Origin of the sequence: Salmonella sp. SAL04157 (assembly GCF_046551635.1) — a bacterium.
Taxonomy (GTDB): Bacteria; Pseudomonadota; Gammaproteobacteria; order Enterobacterales; family Enterobacteriaceae; genus Salmonella; species Salmonella enterica.
Genome location: NZ_JBGDVS010000011.1, coordinates 49,350 through 68,676 on the forward strand (window position 1 = coordinate 49,350; position 19,327 = coordinate 68,676).

Annotated in this window: 17 protein-coding genes and 1 pseudogene; 5 read left to right on the forward strand and 13 right to left on the reverse strand. The window is 49.6% G+C overall.

Features of this window, described 5'->3' with window-relative positions; all coding sequences use genetic code 11:
- The first annotated feature begins 187 nt into the window (after positions 1-187).
- The gene (locus tag ACLJRE_RS19390) at positions 188-1,078 is read left to right on the forward strand and encodes a LysR family transcriptional regulator (RefSeq protein ID WP_023197647.1); all 891 of its coding nucleotides are present in this window, start codon (positions 188-190) and stop codon (positions 1,076-1,078) included.
- Between the two features lie 5 nt (positions 1,079-1,083).
- Here ACLJRE_RS19390 and ACLJRE_RS19395 read toward each other — a convergent pair whose 3' ends face one another.
- From ACLJRE_RS19395 to bssR, 8 genes and pseudogenes are all read right to left on the reverse strand, one after another.
- On the reverse strand, positions 1,084-2,769 hold the full coding sequence (locus ACLJRE_RS19395) for an electron transfer flavoprotein-ubiquinone oxidoreductase (protein WP_085336053.1): 1,686 nt from the start codon (positions 2,767-2,769) through the stop codon (positions 1,084-1,086).
- A 448-nt stretch (positions 2,770-3,217) separates the two neighbouring features.
- Complete coding sequence (locus ACLJRE_RS19400) at positions 3,218-4,381, reverse strand: acyl-CoA dehydrogenase family protein (RefSeq protein ID WP_000835387.1); 1,164 nt, start codon at positions 4,379-4,381, stop codon at positions 3,218-3,220.
- A complete protein-coding gene (locus ACLJRE_RS19405) occupies positions 4,378-4,641 on the reverse strand; it encodes a hypothetical protein (RefSeq protein ID WP_001528824.1) in 264 nt (87 codons plus the stop codon). Before ACLJRE_RS19405 ends, ACLJRE_RS19400 begins: the two co-directional genes overlap by 4 nt.
- A gap of 32 nt (positions 4,642-4,673) precedes the next feature.
- Complete coding sequence (locus ACLJRE_RS19410; protein WP_000157772.1) at positions 4,674-5,627, reverse strand: electron transfer flavoprotein subunit alpha/FixB family protein; 954 nt, start codon at positions 5,625-5,627, stop codon at positions 4,674-4,676.
- A 10-nt stretch (positions 5,628-5,637) separates the two neighbouring features.
- Complete coding sequence (locus tag ACLJRE_RS19415; RefSeq protein ID WP_001523061.1) at positions 5,638-6,387, reverse strand: electron transfer flavoprotein subunit beta/FixA family protein; 750 nt, start codon at positions 6,385-6,387, stop codon at positions 5,638-5,640.
- A 22-nt stretch (positions 6,388-6,409) separates the two neighbouring features.
- Positions 6,410-6,925 carry a CoA ester lyase gene (locus ACLJRE_RS19420; RefSeq protein ID WP_001521476.1) on the reverse strand — a complete coding sequence of 172 codons (516 nt, stop codon included), beginning with the start codon at positions 6,923-6,925 and terminating at the stop codon, positions 6,410-6,412.
- 325 nt (positions 6,926-7,250) lie between these two features.
- A pseudogene (locus ACLJRE_RS19425) lies at positions 7,251-7,536 on the reverse strand (IS4 family transposase); the annotation flags it as partial.
- Positions 7,537-7,638: 102 nt separating this feature from the next.
- Positions 7,639-8,022, reverse strand: a complete 384-nt coding sequence (bssR, locus tag ACLJRE_RS19430) for a biofilm formation regulator BssR (RefSeq protein WP_000259651.1) — start codon at positions 8,020-8,022, stop codon at positions 7,639-7,641.
- A gap of 230 nt (positions 8,023-8,252) precedes the next feature.
- Between bssR and rimO the strand changes: the two genes are divergently transcribed.
- Complete coding sequence (gene rimO / locus ACLJRE_RS19435) at positions 8,253-9,578, forward strand: 30S ribosomal protein S12 methylthiotransferase RimO (protein ID WP_410957486.1); 1,326 nt, start codon at positions 8,253-8,255, stop codon at positions 9,576-9,578.
- Positions 9,579-9,668: 90 nt separating this feature from the next.
- Here the strand turns inward: rimO and gsiD are convergent, their stop codons facing one another.
- Genes gsiD through iaaA form a run of 5 tightly spaced genes read right to left on the reverse strand, consistent with a single transcriptional unit; the run spans position 9,669 to position 15,958 of the window.
- The gene (gsiD, locus tag ACLJRE_RS19440; RefSeq protein ID WP_001236024.1) at positions 9,669-10,580 is read right to left on the reverse strand and encodes a glutathione ABC transporter permease GsiD; all 912 of its coding nucleotides are present in this window, start codon (positions 10,578-10,580) and stop codon (positions 9,669-9,671) included.
- A gap of 2 nt (positions 10,581-10,582) precedes the next feature.
- The gene (gsiC, locus tag ACLJRE_RS19445) at positions 10,583-11,503 is read right to left on the reverse strand and encodes a glutathione ABC transporter permease GsiC (RefSeq protein WP_000936069.1); all 921 of its coding nucleotides are present in this window, start codon (positions 11,501-11,503) and stop codon (positions 10,583-10,585) included.
- 60 nt (positions 11,504-11,563) lie between these two features.
- Positions 11,564-13,102 carry a glutathione ABC transporter substrate-binding protein GsiB gene (gsiB, locus tag ACLJRE_RS19450; RefSeq protein ID WP_000191427.1) on the reverse strand — a complete coding sequence of 513 codons (1,539 nt, stop codon included), beginning with the start codon at positions 13,100-13,102 and terminating at the stop codon, positions 11,564-11,566.
- Positions 13,103-13,134: 32 nt separating this feature from the next.
- Complete coding sequence (gene gsiA, locus ACLJRE_RS19455) at positions 13,135-15,006, reverse strand: glutathione ABC transporter ATP-binding protein GsiA (protein ID WP_023212633.1); 1,872 nt, start codon at positions 15,004-15,006, stop codon at positions 13,135-13,137.
- A gap of 10 nt (positions 15,007-15,016) precedes the next feature.
- A complete protein-coding gene (gene iaaA, locus ACLJRE_RS19460; protein ID WP_001030503.1) occupies positions 15,017-15,958 on the reverse strand; it encodes a beta-aspartyl-peptidase in 942 nt (313 codons plus the stop codon).
- 203 nt (positions 15,959-16,161) lie between these two features.
- On the opposite strand from iaaA, the gene moeA reads away from it, so the two are divergent.
- The 3 genes from moeA to ACLJRE_RS19475 all read left to right on the forward strand — a co-directional run bounded on the left by moeA (position 16,162) and on the right by ACLJRE_RS19475 (position 19,323).
- Positions 16,162-17,397 (forward strand): molybdopterin molybdotransferase MoeA, encoded by a 1,236-nt coding sequence (moeA, locus tag ACLJRE_RS19465; protein WP_000395790.1) that lies wholly within the window; start codon positions 16,162-16,164, stop codon positions 17,395-17,397.
- Positions 17,397-18,146 (forward strand): molybdopterin-synthase adenylyltransferase MoeB, encoded by a 750-nt coding sequence (moeB, locus tag ACLJRE_RS19470; RefSeq protein ID WP_000829280.1) that lies wholly within the window; start codon positions 17,397-17,399, stop codon positions 18,144-18,146. The genes moeA and moeB overlap by 1 nt, the downstream gene beginning before the upstream one ends.
- A 277-nt stretch (positions 18,147-18,423) precedes the next feature.
- The gene (locus ACLJRE_RS19475) at positions 18,424-19,323 is read left to right on the forward strand and encodes a glycyl-radical enzyme activating protein (RefSeq protein ID WP_023212634.1); all 900 of its coding nucleotides are present in this window, start codon (positions 18,424-18,426) and stop codon (positions 19,321-19,323) included.
- The last annotated feature ends 4 nt before the right edge of the window (positions 19,324-19,327 follow it).

Here is a 19,327-nt window from a genome sequence, read left to right on the forward strand (position 1 = left end):
CCCCCTGTCAGCGGTCACCAGCGTCCTACCAGATCCGCCCCGGATCATGGTAGGGCGGTGACACCGTCAGCCTACATTTTGTAGTTATCTCGACGTGACAGGAATTCGGATAGGCCGAAATACTCAGTCTGACTGAGTCTATAAAAAAGCAGCACACTGTATTATACGTTAATTATGAGCCACAACGATGCACTTTGATATAAAAGATTTAAAATTATTCCTTGCTATCAGTGAAGAAGGGAGCTTAACACGTGGAGCGGAAAAAACTTACATGTCTGCCGCATCTGGTAGCGTGCGTATACGTAATCTTGAACAGAGTATCAATCTGAGATTGCTGTATCGTAGTAGCAAGGGGATAACGTTATCCTCTGCTGGTGAAACATTTAAACACCACGCCAGCCTTATTGTGAATCAGATGGAAATGTTACGTAGCGATATGCAGGAGCATGTTAAAGGCATCAAAGGACATGTCAGAATATTTTCCAGTATAACTGCTATTGCAGAGTATCTCCCCCCATTGTTGAGCCATTTCCTTACACTATATAACGATGTGAATATTGATTTCAGGGAGTATCCAAGTCCGGAAATTGTACGTTCTGTTATTGAGGGGAAAACTGATCTCGGAATTGTTGCTGGTAATATTACAACAGATAATCTTGAAATACTGCCGTTCCGTACTGATAGGCTAGTGCTTATCACCGCGACAGACCATCCCTTTGCTGACAGAAAAAGCGTGACCTTTCATGAATTAATTCAATATGAACAAATCAGCCTGCCTGAAGGGACAGGAATGTTTGAATTTATCCGAAAAAAGGCAGAACTAGTACCATCTAAACTGAAAATTAGAATACAGGTCGGCAACTTTGAAACATTTTGCCGTATGGTTGAAGCAAAAGTGGGCATTGGTATAATGCCTCACTCTGCTGCATCCCGTTTGCGTCAGTTGCATGAATTTTCGATTATTGATCTTGATGAATTTTGGTCATTAAGAAAATTACAAATCTGCGCCAGAAGCTTTGACAAATTACCCGGCTTCACACAAAAACTGGTTACTATGCTCACAGCTCAGACTGAGTGATAGCGTTACATCCCTGTATAATTTGGTCCGTTGCCACCTTCAGGCGTAGTCCAGGTTATATTTTGTTTAGGATCTTTAATGTCACAAACTTTACAGTGAATACAGTTCTGTGAATTTATTTGCAGACGCATGTTTTGTGTTTCACTATCCTGTAAAAATTCATATACTCCGGCAGGGCAATATCGTTCTTCGGGGCCACCATAAATATCCAGATTAATGGATATAGGGATATTCTGATCACTGATTTTCAAATGTACTGGCTGGTCGTCATCATGCCAGGTGTTACTGAGATAGACGGATGACAAAATATCAAACGTCAGTTTACCGTCAGGTTTGTCGTACAGTTTTTTCTGGCTTTTGTTGGCCGGTTGCAGAGTGATATTGTCCGGTCGGTTATTTTTTACACGCCAGGGGATTTTTTTTATACCCATTCGGGGAAGCAGCCAATGCTCAATGCCAGTCATGATAAAACCTATCACACGCCCTTTTTTAAACCAGGGTTTGAAATTACTACCATTTTCCAGTTCCTGCCAAAGCCAGCTCTGTCGCAGTAATGTTTGATATTCTGTCAGTATGTCGTTTTTCCTGTTGTCCAGCAAAGCATTAAATATAGCGTCAGCCGCTATCATGCCACTTTTGATAGCTGTATGGATGCCCTTGATTCTACTTGCATTGAGCGTACCGGCATTACAACCAATCAGCAGACCACCAAGTAAACAGGGATCAGGCATAGACGCAATCCCGCCGTTATTGATTGCTCTTGCGCCATAACCAATACGCTTACCACGGTCAATGTATTTGCGTATAGAAGGGTGTGTTTTCAGGCGCTGCATTTCCTGAAAAGGGCTTAACCAGGGATTTGAATAATCAAGTCCCACAACCAAACCTAGTGCAATTTTATTATCATTAAGATGATAGAGAAACCCACCCCCGAACGACTCTTTATCCAGAGGCCAACCTGTGGTGTGAATTACAAGCCCCGGATGGGACTGGTCTGATGGAACCTCCCACAACTCTTTTATGCCTATGCTAAAACTCTGGGGTGCTTTGCCTGTATCAAGATGAAATTTTTTGATCAGTTCTTTAGCCAGACTACCGCGGGCCCCTTCGGCAAAAATTGTATATTTTGCCAGAATTTCTATTCCACTCTGGAACCCCTCTTTCTTGCTGCCATCCCGATGACGTCCCATATCACCAGTTACTACACCGATAATGTTAGTATCCTGATCATACAGTATCTCAGTTGCCGAAAAGCCTGCATAAATATCCACGCCTGACGTTTCTGCCTGACCGGCGAGCCATTTAATGAGATTACCGAGGCTTACGATAAAGTTTCCATGGTTGCGAAAATTATCAGGAATCAATGCATCCGGCAAATTAATACATTTTTCATTCGTCAGTAACAGTAATTTATCCTGAGTAACAGGCTGTTTAATGGGTGCGCCTCTTTCCTGCCAATCAGGAATTAGTTCATTCAGCGCTCGGGGATCCATGACTGCCCCACTGAGAATATGAGAACCAGGCTCAGCTCCTTTATCAAGGACGATAATGGACAGTTCTTTTCCTGCGTCATTTGCCTGTAATTTAAGTTTAAGAGCTGCAGATAATCCGGCGGGTCCTGCTCCCACAATAAGAACATCACATTCTATTGTCTCACGTGATTGCTGGGTATTAGAAAGTGTATCGTTCATTATTAACTCCTTAATTTTTCAGCACCGTAGGAACAGCTATATTATGTAAATAAAATTGCATTCATATTGTAACCAATGAAATAAATATCATAGTGATAAAACAGATGAAATGGTATAGGAATGTTCAACCTTAGAAAAAGGTGCCTATAAGACTATATAGCCAGTTATCAACTATTAAAAAAATGTCGGTGATGATGAAGCATTCCATAACATTTATATTTAGCTTTCTCCCTCAGATGAAAAATAATATACACAAATCATTTTTAAGCCGTTCATCATAATTGCAGGAAAAGTCCCTATTTTCTTGGCATTCTATTATAGTTACCCGCGAGAAATAATCAGCCAACTGTCGGGTACAGAAGGGAGTGGCAATGACATGTTCAATCGAGACTATAATGACTCCGGACAGAGGTAACTGTTTCATAATATTTTTCCAATTGATTTGACATCAGAATGAACGTGGCATCTCCAGCACATGCTCAGCGATATAGCTCAGGATCAGGTTGGTAGATATGGGAGCAACCTGATATAAACGTGTTTCTCTAAACTTTCGTTCGATATCATACTCACAGGCAAAACCATATCCACCATGAAATTGCAGGCAGGCATTGGCTGCTTCCCAGCTGGCTTTCGCAGCAAGGTATTTCGCCATATTAGCCTGTGCTCCACAATCAAGATGCTGATCAAAAAGCTCGCACGCTTTAAAACGCATCAGATTAGCCGCTTCCACTGCAATAAATGCTTCTGCAATAGGAAACTGCACCCCCTGGTTCTGACCAATGGGACGACCAAAAACCTCACGCTCGCAGGTATAGCGGGTAACACGATCCATAAACCAATATCCATCGCCTATACATTCTGCCGCAATCAAGGTACGCTCTGCATTTAAACCATCAAGTATGTAATGAAAACCCATACCCTCTTCACCAATAAGATTTTCTTCGGGAATTTCCAGGTTGTCAAAAAAGAGCTCGTTGGTTTCATGATTGACCATATTGGGAATAGGTCGTACTGTCATTCCATTTTTCATAGCTTCTTTAATATCAACCATGAAAATAGACATCCCTTCGGATTTACGTTTTACATTTGCAAGCGGAGTAGTTCGAACCAGAAGAATCATCCAGTCTGAATGTTGAACACGTGAAATCCAGACTTTTTGTCCGTTTATCACATACCGGTCTTCTCTTTTTACAGCTGTAGTTTTAATTCTGGTGGTATCTGTACCTGCTGTGGGTTCTGTGACGCCCATCGACTGCAGGCGCCATTCACCAGTAGCTATCCGTGGCAGCCAGAATTCTTTCTGTTTATCGGATCCATGACGTAACAACGTATTCATGTTATACATCTGACCATGGCAGGCTCCAGAGTTTCCACCCGATCTATTGATCTCTTCCATGATAATAGATGCTTCAGTTAAACCAAGCCCTGACCCTCCAAATTCCTCCGGGATGAGCGCAGCCAGCCAACCAGCTTTGGTTAGTTTATTAACAAACTCTTCAGGATAGGCTTTTGCTTCATCTATCTTACGGTGATATTTATCATCAAATTCACTACATAATGAACGAACCGCATCACGAATATCCTGATATTTATCCTTTTCAATACTTTTCATAATTTTTTCCTCAATAAACCAGCGCCAACAGGGGGTAGAAAATGACCTTTTATCGGATGACCATCAGCAGATAGATCTGACTGGCGGTCGACAGGAAGAAAATAGAGCCAGTGCCATAATTCTGGCAGAACGCCCCCCTCTTTAAAGATTTTGATGTCTTTATCCAGAGTGGCGGCCAGCAGCTTAGCGGGACCGGGGTTAAGATAATCGGTGTTGCGCAGAATGCCAGGCTGCCAAATTTGAATATCAGTATATTGCATAAAAGTTACCTTTAAGGAGGAAAAAATATGATTTATAATTTATCGATAAGTTCAGGTACAGCTTTGAAAATATCAGCTACCAAACCATAATCCGCAATAGAAAAGATAGGAGCGTCAGGATCCTTATTAATAGCGACAATGACGCCTGACTCTTTCATCCCGGCAAGATGTTGTATGGCGCCAGAAATTCCCAGAGCAATATAAAGTTGAGGCGCAACGATTTTTCCGGTCTGGCCAATCTGATAATCATTTGGTGCATAACCAGCATCTACAGCAGCCCGGCTTGCCCCCACGGCAGCGCCTAATTTATCTGCCAGGTTATCAACAAGTTCTTTGAATGCCTGTGCACTTCCTACTCCTCGTCCACCTGATACTACAACTCTGGCGGATTGTAAGTCTGGACGGTTACTTTTATTAACATGTTGGCTAATAAATTTTACCTGATCTGAACCAAGAACAACCTCTGTAAATTCAATGGGGGCTTTTCCCTCATCTTCCGCAACCGCAGCCGCAGCCGCAAATGAGGTAGGACGAACAGTTATCACTTTATATTCATCATCACTGTGTACTGTGGCAATAGCGTTACCCGCATAGATTGGACGTTCAAAGGTATGTTGATCAATGACACGCGTAATATCACTAATCTGAGATACATCAAGTTTTGCTGCTAAGCGTGGCGCACAGTTTTTTCCAAAAGAGCTTGCAGGAAAAAGAATGGACTGATAATGATTTTTCCCACTATTCAAAAAATAGCTGATCTGTTTTTCCACATTCTCTGCCAGAAGGTGTTCGAATAGTGGGCTGTCAGCAACAAATACAGTGGATATCCCCTGAATATGACTGGCTTTAACTGCAATACTTTCTATACCATATCCTAACATAAGTATATCTATATCACTATTAATGGCTTTTGCCGCAGTGATAGTACTGAGTGTTGAAGGTAAAAGAGTATTGCCGTTATGTTCAGCAATAACTAAAGAAGCCATATTTTTCTCCTTAAATTACTTTTTCTTCGTTTTTTAATTTATCTAGCAGCGTGTTAATATCTGGAACGATTATGCCTGCTTTCCTTCTTGCTGGCTCATCAACTTTAATAATAGTCAATCTGGATGACGGGTTAATACCAAGTGAATCGAAATCTATCTCCTTAACAGGTTTCTTTTTGGCTTTAATAACATTCGGCAAGCTGATATTCCTCGGTGTATTCAGACGTAGATCTGTAGTGAGTACTGCAGGCAGGGATAAATTTAACGTTTCTAATCCTCCATCAACCTCACGAACAGCAGTTAATGAATTATCAGAAATAGTAATTTCACTAACATTAGTGGCTTGGGGAAGATCGAGTAATGCTGCCAGCATTTGGCCTACCTGATTACAATCATCGTCAATAGCTTGCTTGCCTAATAATATAATATCGGGTTTTTCATTCCGGGTAATAGCGGTGATAGTTTTGGCCACAATTAGTGGTGTAAGAGAGTTTTTTGTTAATATGTGTATTGCCCTGTCTGCCCCTGCTGCCAGTGCTGTACGCAATACATCCCCTACACCTGTGTTTCCTATAGACACTACAACAACCTCACTGATTAATCCCCGTTCTTTTAAACGTACTGCTTCTTCAACTGCAATTTCATCAAATGGATTGATACTGAGTTTTGAATCAGAAATATCAACATCAGAATGATCTTGCTTTATTCTAATTCTAACGTTATGATCGACAACTTGTTTTACACAAACTAAAGCTTTCATTGGTGACTCCTTCATATATTTACTAAATGCTATGAGCCAAAATCCTTTTTGCTTTTTCCAGTAACGGTTTATCCACCATTTGCCCTTCATGACTAAACGCTCCATGGGGATATTGAGCCAGTCGCATAATCTGGGGAACCCACTCGATTTCTTGTTTTAAATAGCTGAATGCTCTGTTTACATGTGAAATTTGTGGAGGGTGAATACATACCTTGCCACTGAACCCCATTTTACAGGAGTGAATAGCATTTTGTATTGTCAACTCGTTTTTCATAAATTCAGTTGTGATACCGTCAACAGAAGGATATGATCCAGCCAGGCGTGAAGTTATTACAATTTTTGCACGTACAGCAATCAGTACTTTTTCATCATTACTCATGAAATTCAGAGCATTTTCTCTGGCAATTATTTTTTTCTCAGATGACACCGCATTTTCTAAATCAAGGATTACGCTATCAGCACAACTGCTATTTGCTTTTTCAAATCGTTCAGGTTGGTCTCCCGTAACGAAAAGAAAAAACCGTTCTAACGTTTGCATTCTCGTCTCTCATTTGAATGGAGCATCTGATAATTCAATATATCTTAAAAAAATAATTTTCTGAATTAGCTTTTATCTAACCCCCCATTAAAATTGGTTCAGGTTCGCTGATAACAGAAAGAAACATGTAATTTATTGTTACAATAACAAAGATAAAAATAAAATTTAATTATTTGATATAAATAACGTTTCAGAATAGTAAACGGCCGACATTCCGTACCTGTTTCAGGAGTGAATTCGACTATACCGTTCCCTAAGAACATCAACGATTGTCTGGTGAACCGAATTTAGTCACCTTTGGCGGAGAACAGGCTGGCATATAGGAGAGCATGACAACCCGGGTCATTCCCTCCGTGATTTTTTAGTAACACGCTGAAAAAGTATCTGAAACTTCATTCTGCAAGTGAGACTTTCCCCGAAGTCGATCGATACGTTTTATCTTGTGCCTGACCGATGCTACTCCTGACAAATCACGCCCAATACTGAATAAGTGTAAGAGATGCACCGTTAATCACTACACTGGTAGCCTCAATCAGAGATTGACGGCGGTAAAGGTGCAAAGGCTCCAGTATATTTTTAAAGGATTTTTGGCATAATGAACGAGCAGGCATAGTGATGATTTCCTTGAAAGTGTTAGCGCAATCAATTAGATCACATAACACTATGCCTGTCCTGGTTTGCTGGGGATTCCTCAGGAGTCGCCTCCCCCTTATTCAGACCTGTGTAAGCGGTGAATGTGCTTTCAGACTCTGAATACTCAGCGTCAAAGTTGTCAGACAGTTTTCAAGTTTATCTGCGTTGACGGCAATAAAGGTCGGACAATCATGGTGTCCGCTCATTAAACAAACGGCGGCGGCTGCAAGCGCGCCTTCGGCACGGCGCAGCGCGTTCCACTCTTCCTGATCGAGATGCAGTCCCTGCCGTAAAGCGTGATCGTGGAGCTCGCGATTCAGTTCAAAAAAATTGTCACGCAGAGTGTCACTTTCGCTGACTGACATATACCCCTTCGCTTTTCGCAATTGCAGATAAGCGGCAAGATCGATACGCGCGTTTATCAGCTTGTTGAGAAGATCGGTTCTCAGTCTGTCAACGACCATACCTTTTTTCCTCCTCTTTTCTACCAGGGTTCAACTTAATAGTATGGTCGTTTTTTAGACAAAGGGGTGTCAGAGATCAAGAATTTTCTTAGAATTGCCCTTTTTCACCTTTTGCTGACAACCACAACGGTTGATGCCGCCGCTCCTGATGAGATTGCGATACAATTTTTGTTCGGATATCTGTAGAATCCCTGCCCTGACCATTCCAATAAATGAACACTTTTTAAGCTATGAGTAATGTAACCCACCAGCCAAAGATCGGCTTCGTTTCCCTGGGCTGTCCGAAAAACCTCGTTGATTCGGAACGCATCCTGACTGAGCTGCGTACCGAAGGCTATGACGTTGTGCCACGCTATGACGATGCGGATATGGTTATCGTTAATACCTGTGGCTTTATTGACAGCGCGGTACAAGAGTCGCTGGAAGCCATTGGCGAAGCGCTGAACGAAAACGGTAAGGTAATCGTCACCGGCTGCCTGGGCGCAAAAGAAGATCAGATCCGCGAAGTGCATCCGAAAGTACTGGAAATCACCGGGCCGCATAGCTATGAGCAAGTTCTGCAGCACGTACATCATTACGTACCGAAGCCGAAGCACAATCCATTTTTAAGCCTCGTACCGGAACAGGGTGTAAAACTGACGCCGCGCCATTATGCGTATCTGAAAATTTCTGAAGGCTGTAATCACCGCTGCACGTTCTGCATCATCCCGTCGATGCGCGGGGATCTGGTCAGCCGTCCGATTGGCGACGTATTAAGCGAAGCGAAACGTCTGGTTGATGCCGGGGTCAAAGAGATTCTGGTGATTTCGCAAGATACCTCCGCCTACGGCGTAGATGTGAAGCACCGCACCGGATTCCATAATGGCGAACCGGTGAAAACCAGTATGGTGAGCCTGTGCGAACAGTTATCAAAACTGGGCGTCTGGACACGTCTGCACTACGTCTACCCCTACCCACACGTTGATGATGTGATTCCGCTAATGGCGGAAGGCAAAATCCTGCCCTATCTGGACATTCCGCTGCAACATGCCAGCCCGCGGATTCTTAAACTGATGAAACGTCCCGGTTCCGTTGACCGCCAACTGGCGCGCATTAAGCAGTGGCGCGAAATCTGCCCGGAACTGACCCTACGCTCCACCTTTATTGTCGGCTTCCCCGGCGAAACGGAAGAAGACTTCCAGATGCTGCTCGACTTCCTGAAAGAGGCGCGCCTCGATCGTGTAGGCTGCTTCAAGTACAGCCCGGTGGAAGGCGCAGGCGCGAATGACCTGCCGGATCAGGTGCCGGAAGAGGTGAAAGAAGAGCGCTGGAACCGCTTTATGCAACTGCAACAGCAAATCTCCGCTGAGCGCTTGCAAGAAAAAGTGGGCCGCGAAATTCTGGTGATCGTCGATGAGGTTGACGAAGAAGGCGCTATCGGGCGTAGCATGGCGGATGCGCCGGAAATTGACGGCGCGGTCTATTTGAACGGCGAAACCAACGTCAAGCCGGGCGATATCGTGCGCCTGAAAGTGGAAAACGCCGACGAATATGATTTGTGGGGCAGTCGGGTTTAACGCCACCTCCCCCGGCGCGGGTGTCGGATGTGTTACCCCACCTGGCGAGCCCGTTCCAGGCCCGCCAGGCGTCAACGCCACCGGGCTGGCTTACCCCTTAATCTTCGGGTCCAGCGCATCGCGCAACCCGTCGCCTAACAGGTTAAACGCCAGCACAGTCAGGAAAATCGCCACCGCCGGGAAGAGCGCTACGTGCGGCGCGATGACCATATCCGCCCGCGCTTCATTGAGCATCGCTCCCCACTCCGGCGTTGGCGGCTGCGCGCCTAATCCGAGAAATGACAGGCTTGCCGCGGAAATAATTGACGTACCGATACGCATCGTAAAGAAAACCACAATTGACGAGACCGTTCCCGGCAAGATATGGCTAAACAAAATCGTCGTGTCGCTGGCGCCGATACTGCGGGCAGACTCAATAAACGTCTGCTGTTTTAAGACCAGGGTATTTCCGCGCACCAAACGTGCAAACGCCGGAATAGAGAAAATCGCCACCGCAACGATCACATTAGCAATACCGCTGCCTAACACCGCCACAACGGCAATCGCCAGCAAAATGCCGGGGAAGGCGAACAGCACATCGCAAATGCGCATAATGAAACGATCCCACCAGCCTTCATAATATCCCGCCAGCAATCCCAGCACCGTGCCGATTATCGCGCCGATAAATACCGCGAACACGCCCGCCGCCAGTGAGATCTGCGCCCCAACGAGAACCCGGCTAAAGATGTCTCTTCCCAGCGAGTCAACGCCAAACCAGTGCTGCAAAGAGGGGCCATTGTTCAGGCTATCGTAGTCAAAATAGTTTTCCGCATCGTAGGGCGTCAGCCAGCGGGCAAAAATCGCCACCAGAATTAACGCCAGTACGAATCCCCCGGCGACCAACGCGACATGCTGGCGGCGAAAACGACGCCAGAACTCCCGCCATGGCGTGCGTATCTGGTCGGGTTTTACCACCGGCATAGCATGTAAAATCGCCTGACGGCGCCAGTTAAATAATCGCATCCTTACTTATACCTGATAGCCGGATTAATGGCGGCATAGAGGACATCCACCACTAAGTTGATAAGAATAAATTCCAGAGAAAACAGCAGCACTTCCGCCTGAATCACGGGGTAGTCGCGCATGTCGACCGAGTCGACCAGTAATCGCCCAAGCCCCGGCCAGTTAAACACTTTTTCGACGACGATCGATCCGCCAAGCAGAAAGCCAAATTGCAGTCCCATCATGGTGACGACCGGGATCATCGCATTGCGCAGGCCATGTTTTAACACCACCCACGTTTCACTGACGCCTTTCGCCCGCGCGGTCCTCATGTAATCCTCGCTCAGGACATCGACAAACGAGGAGCGCGTAAAACGCGCCATGACTGATGCCACCGCCGCGCCAAGCGTCAGGGAGGGTAAAATATAATGTTGCCAGCTATCCGCCCCCACGGTCGGTAGCCAGCCCAGATCCACGGAAAAAATCTGCATTAACAACATTCCCAGCGCAAAAGCCGGGAAAGAAATGCCGGTCACGGCAAGCGTCATTCCTACCCGGTCAGGCCAGCGATTACGCCACACGGCGGCGGCGATGCCGATCGCCATGCCAAACAGAACCGCCCATATCATACTGGTTATCGTCAGCCACAGCGTCGGCAAAAAGCGGCTGGCGATCTCCTCAGAAACCGGGCGGCGGGAAACCATTGACGTACCGAAATCGCCTTGTAAAACATGGGTGATGTAACGCCAAAACTGGACATGAAGCGGCTGATCAAGCCCCAGCTGCTGACGAACCAGCGCGATCACCTGCGCGTCGGCTTCTGGTCCGGCTATCAGCCGCGCCGGGTCGCCGGGCAACAAATGAACAAATAAAAACACCAACACTGCCACAATCAACAGCGTAGGAATTAATCCCAGCAGGCGCTTGAGAACATAGTTAAGCATCACACGAACCTTTTACCGGATGGCGGACAACGCGCGCGCCATCCAGCCCCATCGCATTACTTACTTCAAATCCGCATCGTCAAAGCTGAAACCGGTATCCGGCATAATCCAGAAACCGGTCAAATTTTTACTGTGCGCAGAAACCAATTTCTCCACCACCAACGGTATCCAGGGCGACTCTTTCCAGATAATATCCTGCGCCTCTTTGTATAATCGTGTTTTCTCCTGCGGATCGTTGGTCTTTAAGGCCGCCGCCAAATCGCTGTCGACCTGCTTGTTGCTGTAAAAAGCGGTATTAAACTGCGTCGGCGGCCAGTTTTGTGATGCGAAGAGCGGCGATAACGCCCAGTCAGCTTCGCCCGTCGACGCCGACCAGCCGGTATAGAACATTCGCACGCCGCTCTCTTTTTGCCCTTTGCCCTCAACTTCCGCGGCGCGCTGGCCAGCGTCCATCGCGGTTATCCGGGCTTTAATGCCAATCTGCGCTAGTTGCTGTTGGGTAAACTGCAACACTTTTTGCGCGGTGCTATGGTTGTGCGATGACCACAGCGTGGTACTGAAACCGTCTGGATACCCCGCCTCTTTCAACAGTTCGCGCGCTTTAGCCGGATCATAGGGCCACGGCTGATAGCTTTGCGCATAGGCTATCGACGGCGGCACCACGCCCGTCGCCGGCGTGGCGTATCCGGCAAACGCCACTTTAACCAGCGCCTGACGATTAATAGCGTAATTCAACGCCTCACGCACCTTAGGATTATCAAACGGCTTCTGCGTCACATTCATACTGATATAACGCTGCATAATGGACGGGCTGGCGACCAGTTCGAGGTTTTTATTTTTCGCCAGTAACGCGGCCTGCTCATAAGGGATAGGAAAAGCAAATTGCGCTTCGCCGGTTTGCAGCATCGCCGCGCGGGTATTGTTGTCAGTAACCGGACGCCAGGTAATAGAATCCAGCTTGGGTAAGCCCTGCTGCCAGTAACCGGCGAACTTTTTCACTTTGACAAAGTCGGTCTGATTCCAGGTTTCAAGCTGGTATGGACCGGTACCGACCGGATGAAAACCAATATCCTTGCCATATTTTTCCAGCGCTTGCGGCGAGATCATCGCCGTCGCCGGGTGCGCCAGAATATTAATGAAAGCGGAGAACGGCTGTTTCAGGGTAATTTTTACCGTTGCCGGGTCGACAACCTCCGTTTTTGCGATATTTTTATACAGGTTATAACGCTTGAGGTGGTTATCCGGATTGCTGGCGCGATCGAGATTCGCTTTCACCGCCGCCGCATCAAAATCCGCGCCGTCCTGAAATTTCACCCCCTGCCGTAGGGTAATGGTGTAGGTCAGACCGTCATCAGAAACGGTGTAGCCCTCCGCCAGGACGTTTTTTACCTTCATGTCTTTATCCAGGCCAAACAGCCCCTGATAAAATGACTTCGCCACCGCCTGCGAGAGCGTATCGTTGGCGTCATACGGATCGAGCGTGGTGAAATTAGACCCTACCGCCACCACCACATCTTTGGCCGCCAGGGCCGGAAAAGCCGCAATGGATGAGGCCAGTCCCAGCGCCGCCAGCCATTTATGCGTAATAAATTGCGTCATGTTGTTCTCCTGAAACCCTGCCTGTCTGAATGTTATAAGCGCGAGAGCGCATTATCCTGCAGCGGCCGCGCAACATAATGTCCCGGCCCGACCAACTGCAATGAAACGGCGGGCGTCTCTTCGCCACGTTTATGAATATTGCTGGGTATATCATCTGATAGCAGAACGCGCCGCGGCCGGTGTCTGGAAGGATCGGCAACCGGCACCGCCGCCATCAATTTACGCGTATAAGGATGCTGCGGGTTTTCAAAAACGGCGCGCCGCGGCCCCATCTCAACAATTTGACCAAGATACATCACCGCCACGCGATGGCTAATTCGCTCCACGACCGCCATATCATGCGAAATAAACAGGTAGGCGATCCCCATTTCCCGTTGTAAATCGAGCAGTAAATTAATGATCTGTCCGCGAACGGAAACATCCAGCGCGGAGACCGCCTCATCGGCAATAATCACTTTAGGATTCAATGCCAGCGCGCGAGCTATGCAGATGCGCTGACGTTGACCGCCGGAAAACTCGTGCGGATAACGCCAGGCATGTTCAGGACGTAATCCGACACGCTCAAGCAACCAGGCCACGCGCTTTGCCGCAGCGTCCCCCTGCCCCAGGCCATGAATCCGTAAAGGTTCCATAATGGAATACCCCACGGTCTGGCGCGGGTCGAGCGAGGCGTAAGGGTCCTGGAAAATACATTGAATATCGCGGCGCAACGGCTGGAGTTTACCCGCAGACAACGTGTCAATGCGCTGTCCGTTAAAGATAATCTCCCCCTGCCGGGATTCAACCAACCGCAGCAGCGCGCGTCCGGTCGTCGATTTTCCGCTACCGGACTCGCCCACCAGCGATAGCGTTTCGCCAGGCCAGAGATCGAAACTGATATTCTCAACGGCATGAACTTCACGCGTAACGCGGTTAAAGAGACCGCTACGCAGCGGGAATCGCGTCACCAGCCCCCGAACCTGGAGAATAGGCTCGCCTTCCACCACCGTGTCTTGCTCAATCTGCGATTCATAAAGGGCCGGTTCGTCAGCGGAAATCAACGGGAAACGGCGTGGCAGCGAGTGGTCGTGCATCGCGCCAAGCTGAGGGACGGCGGCCAGTAACGTTTGGGTATAAGGATGCGTCGGCGCATGGAAAATCTGCTCTACGCTGCCGGTTTCCACAGCCTCGCCCTGATACATCACCAGCACGCGATCGGCAATATCCGCCACGACGCCCATGTCGTGGGTGATAAAAATCACGCCCATCGACATCTCTTGCTGCAACACTGTGATAAGTTGCAGAATTTGCGCCTGGATAGTGACATCCAGCGCCGTGGTGGGTTCATCGGCAATCAATACCGCCGGACGGCAGGATAGCGCCATCGCGATCATGACTCGCTGGCGCATCCCACCGGAAAGCTGATGCGGATAACGCGATAAAATCGCCTGCGACTCCGGGATCCGTACCTGATCGAGCATACGTTTCGCTTCCGCCAGCGCCTCTTCGTGGCTGGCGCCCTGATGCAAACGAATAGATTCGGCAATTTGCTCGCCAACGGTAAATACCGGGTTGAGCGAGGTCATTGGCTCCTGGAAAATCATGGCGATATCCGCGCCGCGCACACGCCGCATCTGCGCGTCACTCTGCTCAGACAGCTCAATCACCTGGCGATTACGCCGACGCAACAGCATTTCGCCGCAGCGCACGTTCGCGCCCGACTGCTCAATCAGCCGCATTAACGCCAGCGCCGTCACCGATTTTCCCGATCCCGACTCGCCGACAATCGCCAGAGTCTCTCCACGCTTCAGGCGTAATGACACATTACGCACGGCGTCTACCTGTTGCCCTTCGTGGTGAAACGCGATATTCAGGCCACTGACGGACAGAACATCGCGGCTATCCAGTTCATCGCTGTGCGGCACCTGCGGCTCCTTATTCCCGGTAAATTCCTGTGGTAGGGGTATCCCCGGCATATCCCCAGGCGCGATACATCCCTTCGCTGTTAAACGGCAACGCGACATTACCTTCGTGATCAACGGCGATTAATCCACCGCTGCCGCCCAGTGCCGGTAATTTTTCCATCACCACGCGCTCACAGGCATCGGCAAGGCTGAGTCCGCCATATTCCATCAATGCGGCGATATCGTAAGCCGCGAGCGTGCGAATAAAGACCTCTCCCGTTCCGGTACAGGAAACGGCGACGCTGGCGTTGTTGGCATAACACCCGGCGCCGACCAGCGGGCTGTCGCCGACGCGCCCGGGCAATTTATTGGTCATCCCACCGGTAGACGTTGCCGCCGCCAGATTGCCGAATTTATCCCGCGCCACCGCGCCGACTGTACCCATTTTTTTCGTTTCGTCCAGCGGCGCGCCGCTGTGATCGAGCGCCATTTCGCCCGCCGCACGCGCCGCCAGCAATTGCTCGTAACGCGCCGGGGTGGAAAAGATATCCGGCGAAACGCGCGCCATCCCCTGTGAAAAGGCAAAGTTTTCCGCCCCTTCCCCCACCATGAGTACATGCGGGCTGCGCTCCATCACCAGTCTGGCGGCGAGCACAGGATGGCGAACATGACTCACGCCCGCGACGGCTCCGGCTTTCAGGGTATTGCCGTCCATCACGCAGGCATCCAGTTCATGAGTCCCGTCTCGGGTATAGACCGCGCCGATACCCGCATTGAAGAGCGGACACGCTTCCAGCAGGCGCACCGCTTCCGTCACTACATCAAGCGCGCTGTCACCTGCTTCCAGCATCTTTTGCCCGCTTTCGACAATCTCTGACAGCGCCTGGATATAGCGTAGCTCCTGCTCATGGCTCATTTGCGCGCGAGCAATCGCGCCTGCGCCGCCGTGAATCGCAATCACTGCTTTATTCATTTTTAGGGTCCATTAACGGTGGCACACAACTTTTACTATAACTATCAGAATTGTTGTGAGTTATTCATTCGATTTTTGAATATAGAAAGATGCGTAAGGTATGTAAAGGCGCAAGGCCGTCTCTAAGACCGAGGTAGCATACTGCCCGCCACTGTTTTCTGACATAATAGCCGGATTCGATTTTGCCTCGCAGGAGTATGTTCATGGAATTTTCCGCCGGATTGATGCCGCTTGAAACGGCGCTGACCCAGATGCTTTCACGTATTACCCCGCTCACCGCCGTAGAAACGTTGCCGCTGGTGAACTGCTTTGGCCGCATCCTGGCGACCGATATCGTTTCTCCCCTCGATGTCCCCGGCTTTGATAATTCAGCTATGGATGGTTATGCAGTACGCGTGGCGGATTTGTCCGCCGATAAGCCGCTGCCCGTCGCCGGCAAAGCATTTGCCGGTCAGCCTTACCAGGGAGAGTGGCCTGCGGGCACCTGCATTCGCATTATGACCGGCGCCCCGGTACCGGCAGGTTGCGAGGCGGTAGTTATGCAAGAGCAGACGGAACAAACCGATGATGGCGTGCGTTTTACCGCCGATGTTCGTTGCGGACAAAACATCCGCCGCCGCGGCGAGGATATTCGCCAGGATGCGGTGGTCTTTCCGGCCGGTACGCGCCTGACTACTGCCGAACTGCCGGTGCTGGCGTCGCTGGGAATTGCCGATGCGCAGGTTGTACGTAAAGTGCGCGTAGCGCTGTTCTCGACCGGCGACGAGCTCCAGCTTCCGGGCCAGCCGCTGGAGGCGGGACAAATTTATGACACTAACCGTTTAACCATACATTTGATGCTGCAACAGCTTGGCTGCGAAGTGATCAATTTAGGCATTATTCCTGACGATCCTGGTAAGCTCCGCGCCGCGTTTATCGACGCCGACAGCCAGGCCGATGTAGTGATAAGCTCCGGCGGCGTCTCGGTTGGTGAAGCGGACTATACCAAAACCATCCTTGAGGAGTTGGGCGAAATCGCCTTCTGGAAGCTGGCTATCAAGCCAGGCAAACCGTTTGCCTTCGGCAAACTCAGTAATAGCTGGTTCTGTGGCCTGCCGGGGAATCCAGTCTCTGCGGCGCTCACTTTTTATCAACTGGTTCAGCCTTTACTGGCGAAGCTTGGCGGCAACACGGCAAGCGCTGTACCGCCGCGCCAGCGTGTACGCACAGCATCTCGCCTGAAGAAAACGCCGGGGCGTCTCGATTTCCAGCGCGGCATCCTGCAACGTAGCGCCAACGGCGAACTGGAGGTCACGACCACCGGGCACCAGGGTTCACATATTTTCAGCTCGTTTAGTCTGGGCAACTGCTTTATTGTGCTGGAGCGTGAACGCGGCAATGTTGAGCCGGGAGAATGGGTGGAAGTCGAGCCGTTTAATGCTCTGTTCGGAGGCCTGTAATGGCGGAACTTAGCGACCAGGAGATGCTGCGCTATAACCGACAAATTATTCTGCGCGGCTTCGATTTTGAAGGGCAGGAAGCGTTAAAAGATGCGCGGGTATTAGTGGTCGGGCTGGGCGGACTCGGCTGCGCGGCAACGCAGTATCTGGCCGGCGCTGGCGTCGGGCAACTGACGCTACTCGATTTTGATACCGTTTCCGTTTCCAATCTCCAGCGTCAAACCTTGCACAGCGACGCCACGGTCGGGCAGCCAAAGGTAGAGTCCGCCCGCGACGCGCTGGCGCGAATCAACCCGCATATTACCATTACGCCCGTTAACGCGCGGCTGGACGACGACGCCATGACCAGCCTGATTGCCGGGCATTCGCTGGTACTGGACTGTACCGATAACGTTAGCGTACGTAATCAACTTAACGCCGGGTGCTATACCGCGAAAGTGCCTCTAATCTCCGGCGCGGCAATTCGTATGGAAGGACAAGTTACCGTCTTTACGTATCGGGAAAACGAACCCTGTTACCGCTGCCTGAGCCGTCTGTTTGGCGAAAACGCTCTGACCTGCGTAGAGGCAGGGGTGATGGCGCCGCTGATTGGCGTGATCGGTTCGCTACAGGCAATGGAGGCCATTAAGCTGCTGGCGCATTACGGTCAGCCTGCCAGCGGAAAAATCGTCATGTACGATGCGATGACCTGTCAGTTCCGCGAAATGAAGTTGATGCGCAACCCCGGCTGTGAGGTCTGCGGTCAGTAGTCACTTTACGGATAAACATACCGAAGCACGGTTTATGGCCGTGCTGTATCAACAGATAATTACTGTCATCAGACGCAAAGCCAGCTTACCCAAGCTCCGACTGACGATCGGCTCAAGCAGCGCGGCATCATCTTAAACGCCATATCACAGCCTCAAACCGTGATGTTGTACCTCATTTAACGCCTCTTTATCAGAACCTCTCCATTCGTTGACGCACATCAAGATAACTTTCATTCGAAAGTAATTTAATCTTTATATGAAATAAGAGAGGCCGTTTATGATCTTCAATATTCAGCGCTATTCTACCCACGATGGCCCCGGTATCCGTACCGTAGTATTTTTCAAAGGCTGTTCGTTGGGCTGTCGCTGGTGCCAGAACCCGGAAAGCCGCGCCCGCGCTCAGGATCTGTTATACGACGCGCGGCTGTGTCTCGAAGGATGCGACCTGTGCGCGCAAGCCGCGCCGGACGTCATTGAGCGCGCGCTAAACGGCCTGCTCATCCATCGCGAGAAACTGACCGACGCCCATTTTTCCATCCTGGCGCATTGCTGCCCCACACAGGCGTTAACCGTGTGCGGCGAAATAAAAAGCGTGGATGAGATCATGGCGACGGTACTGCGCGATAAACCTTTTTACGATCGCAGCGGCGGCGGTCTTACGCTTTCCGGCGGCGAACCGTTTATGCAGCCGGAGCTGGCGGCAGAGCTGTTTAAAGCCAGCCATGACGCCGGTATTCATACTGCGGTTGAGACCTGTCTGCATGTCCCATGGAAATACATTGCGCCCTCACTGCCTTATATCGATCTGTTTCTGGCTGATTTAAAGCATGTCGCCGACGGGCCGTTTAAGCAGTGGACCGATGGCAGCGCCTCGCGGGTGCTGGAAAATCTCAGGAAACTCGCCGCCGCGGGCAAAAAAATGGTGATTCGCGTCCCGCTGATTCAGGGATTTAATGCCGATGAGGAGGCCATTAAAGCCATTACCGACTTTGCCGCCGACGAACTGCACGTCGGGGAAATTCATTTTCTGCCCTACCACACGCTGGGCATCAATAAATACCACTTACTCAGTCAGCCCTATCATGCCCCGGATAAACCACTGGATGCGCCGGCGTTACTTGATTTTGCCCAGAAGTACGCCTGCCAAAAAGGTTTAACCGCGACCCTACGAGGATAATTAT

Bases quoted from the DNA above. Each gene is read 5' to 3' on its own strand.
- ACLJRE_RS19390 (WP_023197647.1), top strand. From the start codon at position 188: ATGCACTTTGATATAAAAGATTTAAAATTATTCCTTGCTATCAGTGAA.
- ACLJRE_RS19395 (WP_085336053.1), bottom strand. From the start codon at position 2,769: ATGAACGATACACTTTCTAATACCCAGCAATCACGTGAGACAATAGAA.
- ACLJRE_RS19400 (WP_000835387.1), bottom strand. From the start codon at position 4,381: ATGAAAAGTATTGAAAAGGATAAATATCAGGATATTCGTGATGCGGTT.
- ACLJRE_RS19405 (WP_001528824.1), bottom strand. From the start codon at position 4,641: ATGCAATATACTGATATTCAAATTTGGCAGCCTGGCATTCTGCGCAAC.
- ACLJRE_RS19410 (WP_000157772.1), bottom strand. From the start codon at position 5,627: ATGGCTTCTTTAGTTATTGCTGAACATAACGGCAATACTCTTTTACCT.
- ACLJRE_RS19415 (WP_001523061.1), bottom strand. From the start codon at position 6,387: ATGAAAGCTTTAGTTTGTGTAAAACAAGTTGTCGATCATAACGTTAGA.
- ACLJRE_RS19420 (WP_001521476.1), bottom strand. From the start codon at position 6,925: ATGCAAACGTTAGAACGGTTTTTTCTTTTCGTTACGGGAGACCAACCT.
- bssR (WP_000259651.1), bottom strand. From the start codon at position 8,022: ATGGTCGTTGACAGACTGAGAACCGATCTTCTCAACAAGCTGATAAAC.
- rimO (WP_410957486.1), top strand. From the start codon at position 8,253: ATGAGTAATGTAACCCACCAGCCAAAGATCGGCTTCGTTTCCCTGGGC.
- gsiD (WP_001236024.1), bottom strand. From the start codon at position 10,580: ATGCGATTATTTAACTGGCGCCGTCAGGCGATTTTACATGCTATGCCG.
- gsiC (WP_000936069.1), bottom strand. From the start codon at position 11,503: ATGCTTAACTATGTTCTCAAGCGCCTGCTGGGATTAATTCCTACGCTG.
- gsiB (WP_000191427.1), bottom strand. From the start codon at position 13,102: ATGACGCAATTTATTACGCATAAATGGCTGGCGGCGCTGGGACTGGCC.
- iaaA (WP_001030503.1), bottom strand. From the start codon at position 15,958: ATGAATAAAGCAGTGATTGCGATTCACGGCGGCGCAGGCGCGATTGCT.
- moeA (WP_000395790.1), top strand. From the start codon at position 16,162: ATGGAATTTTCCGCCGGATTGATGCCGCTTGAAACGGCGCTGACCCAG.
- moeB (WP_000829280.1), top strand. From the start codon at position 17,397: ATGGCGGAACTTAGCGACCAGGAGATGCTGCGCTATAACCGACAAATT.
- ACLJRE_RS19475 (WP_023212634.1), top strand. From the start codon at position 18,424: ATGATCTTCAATATTCAGCGCTATTCTACCCACGATGGCCCCGGTATC.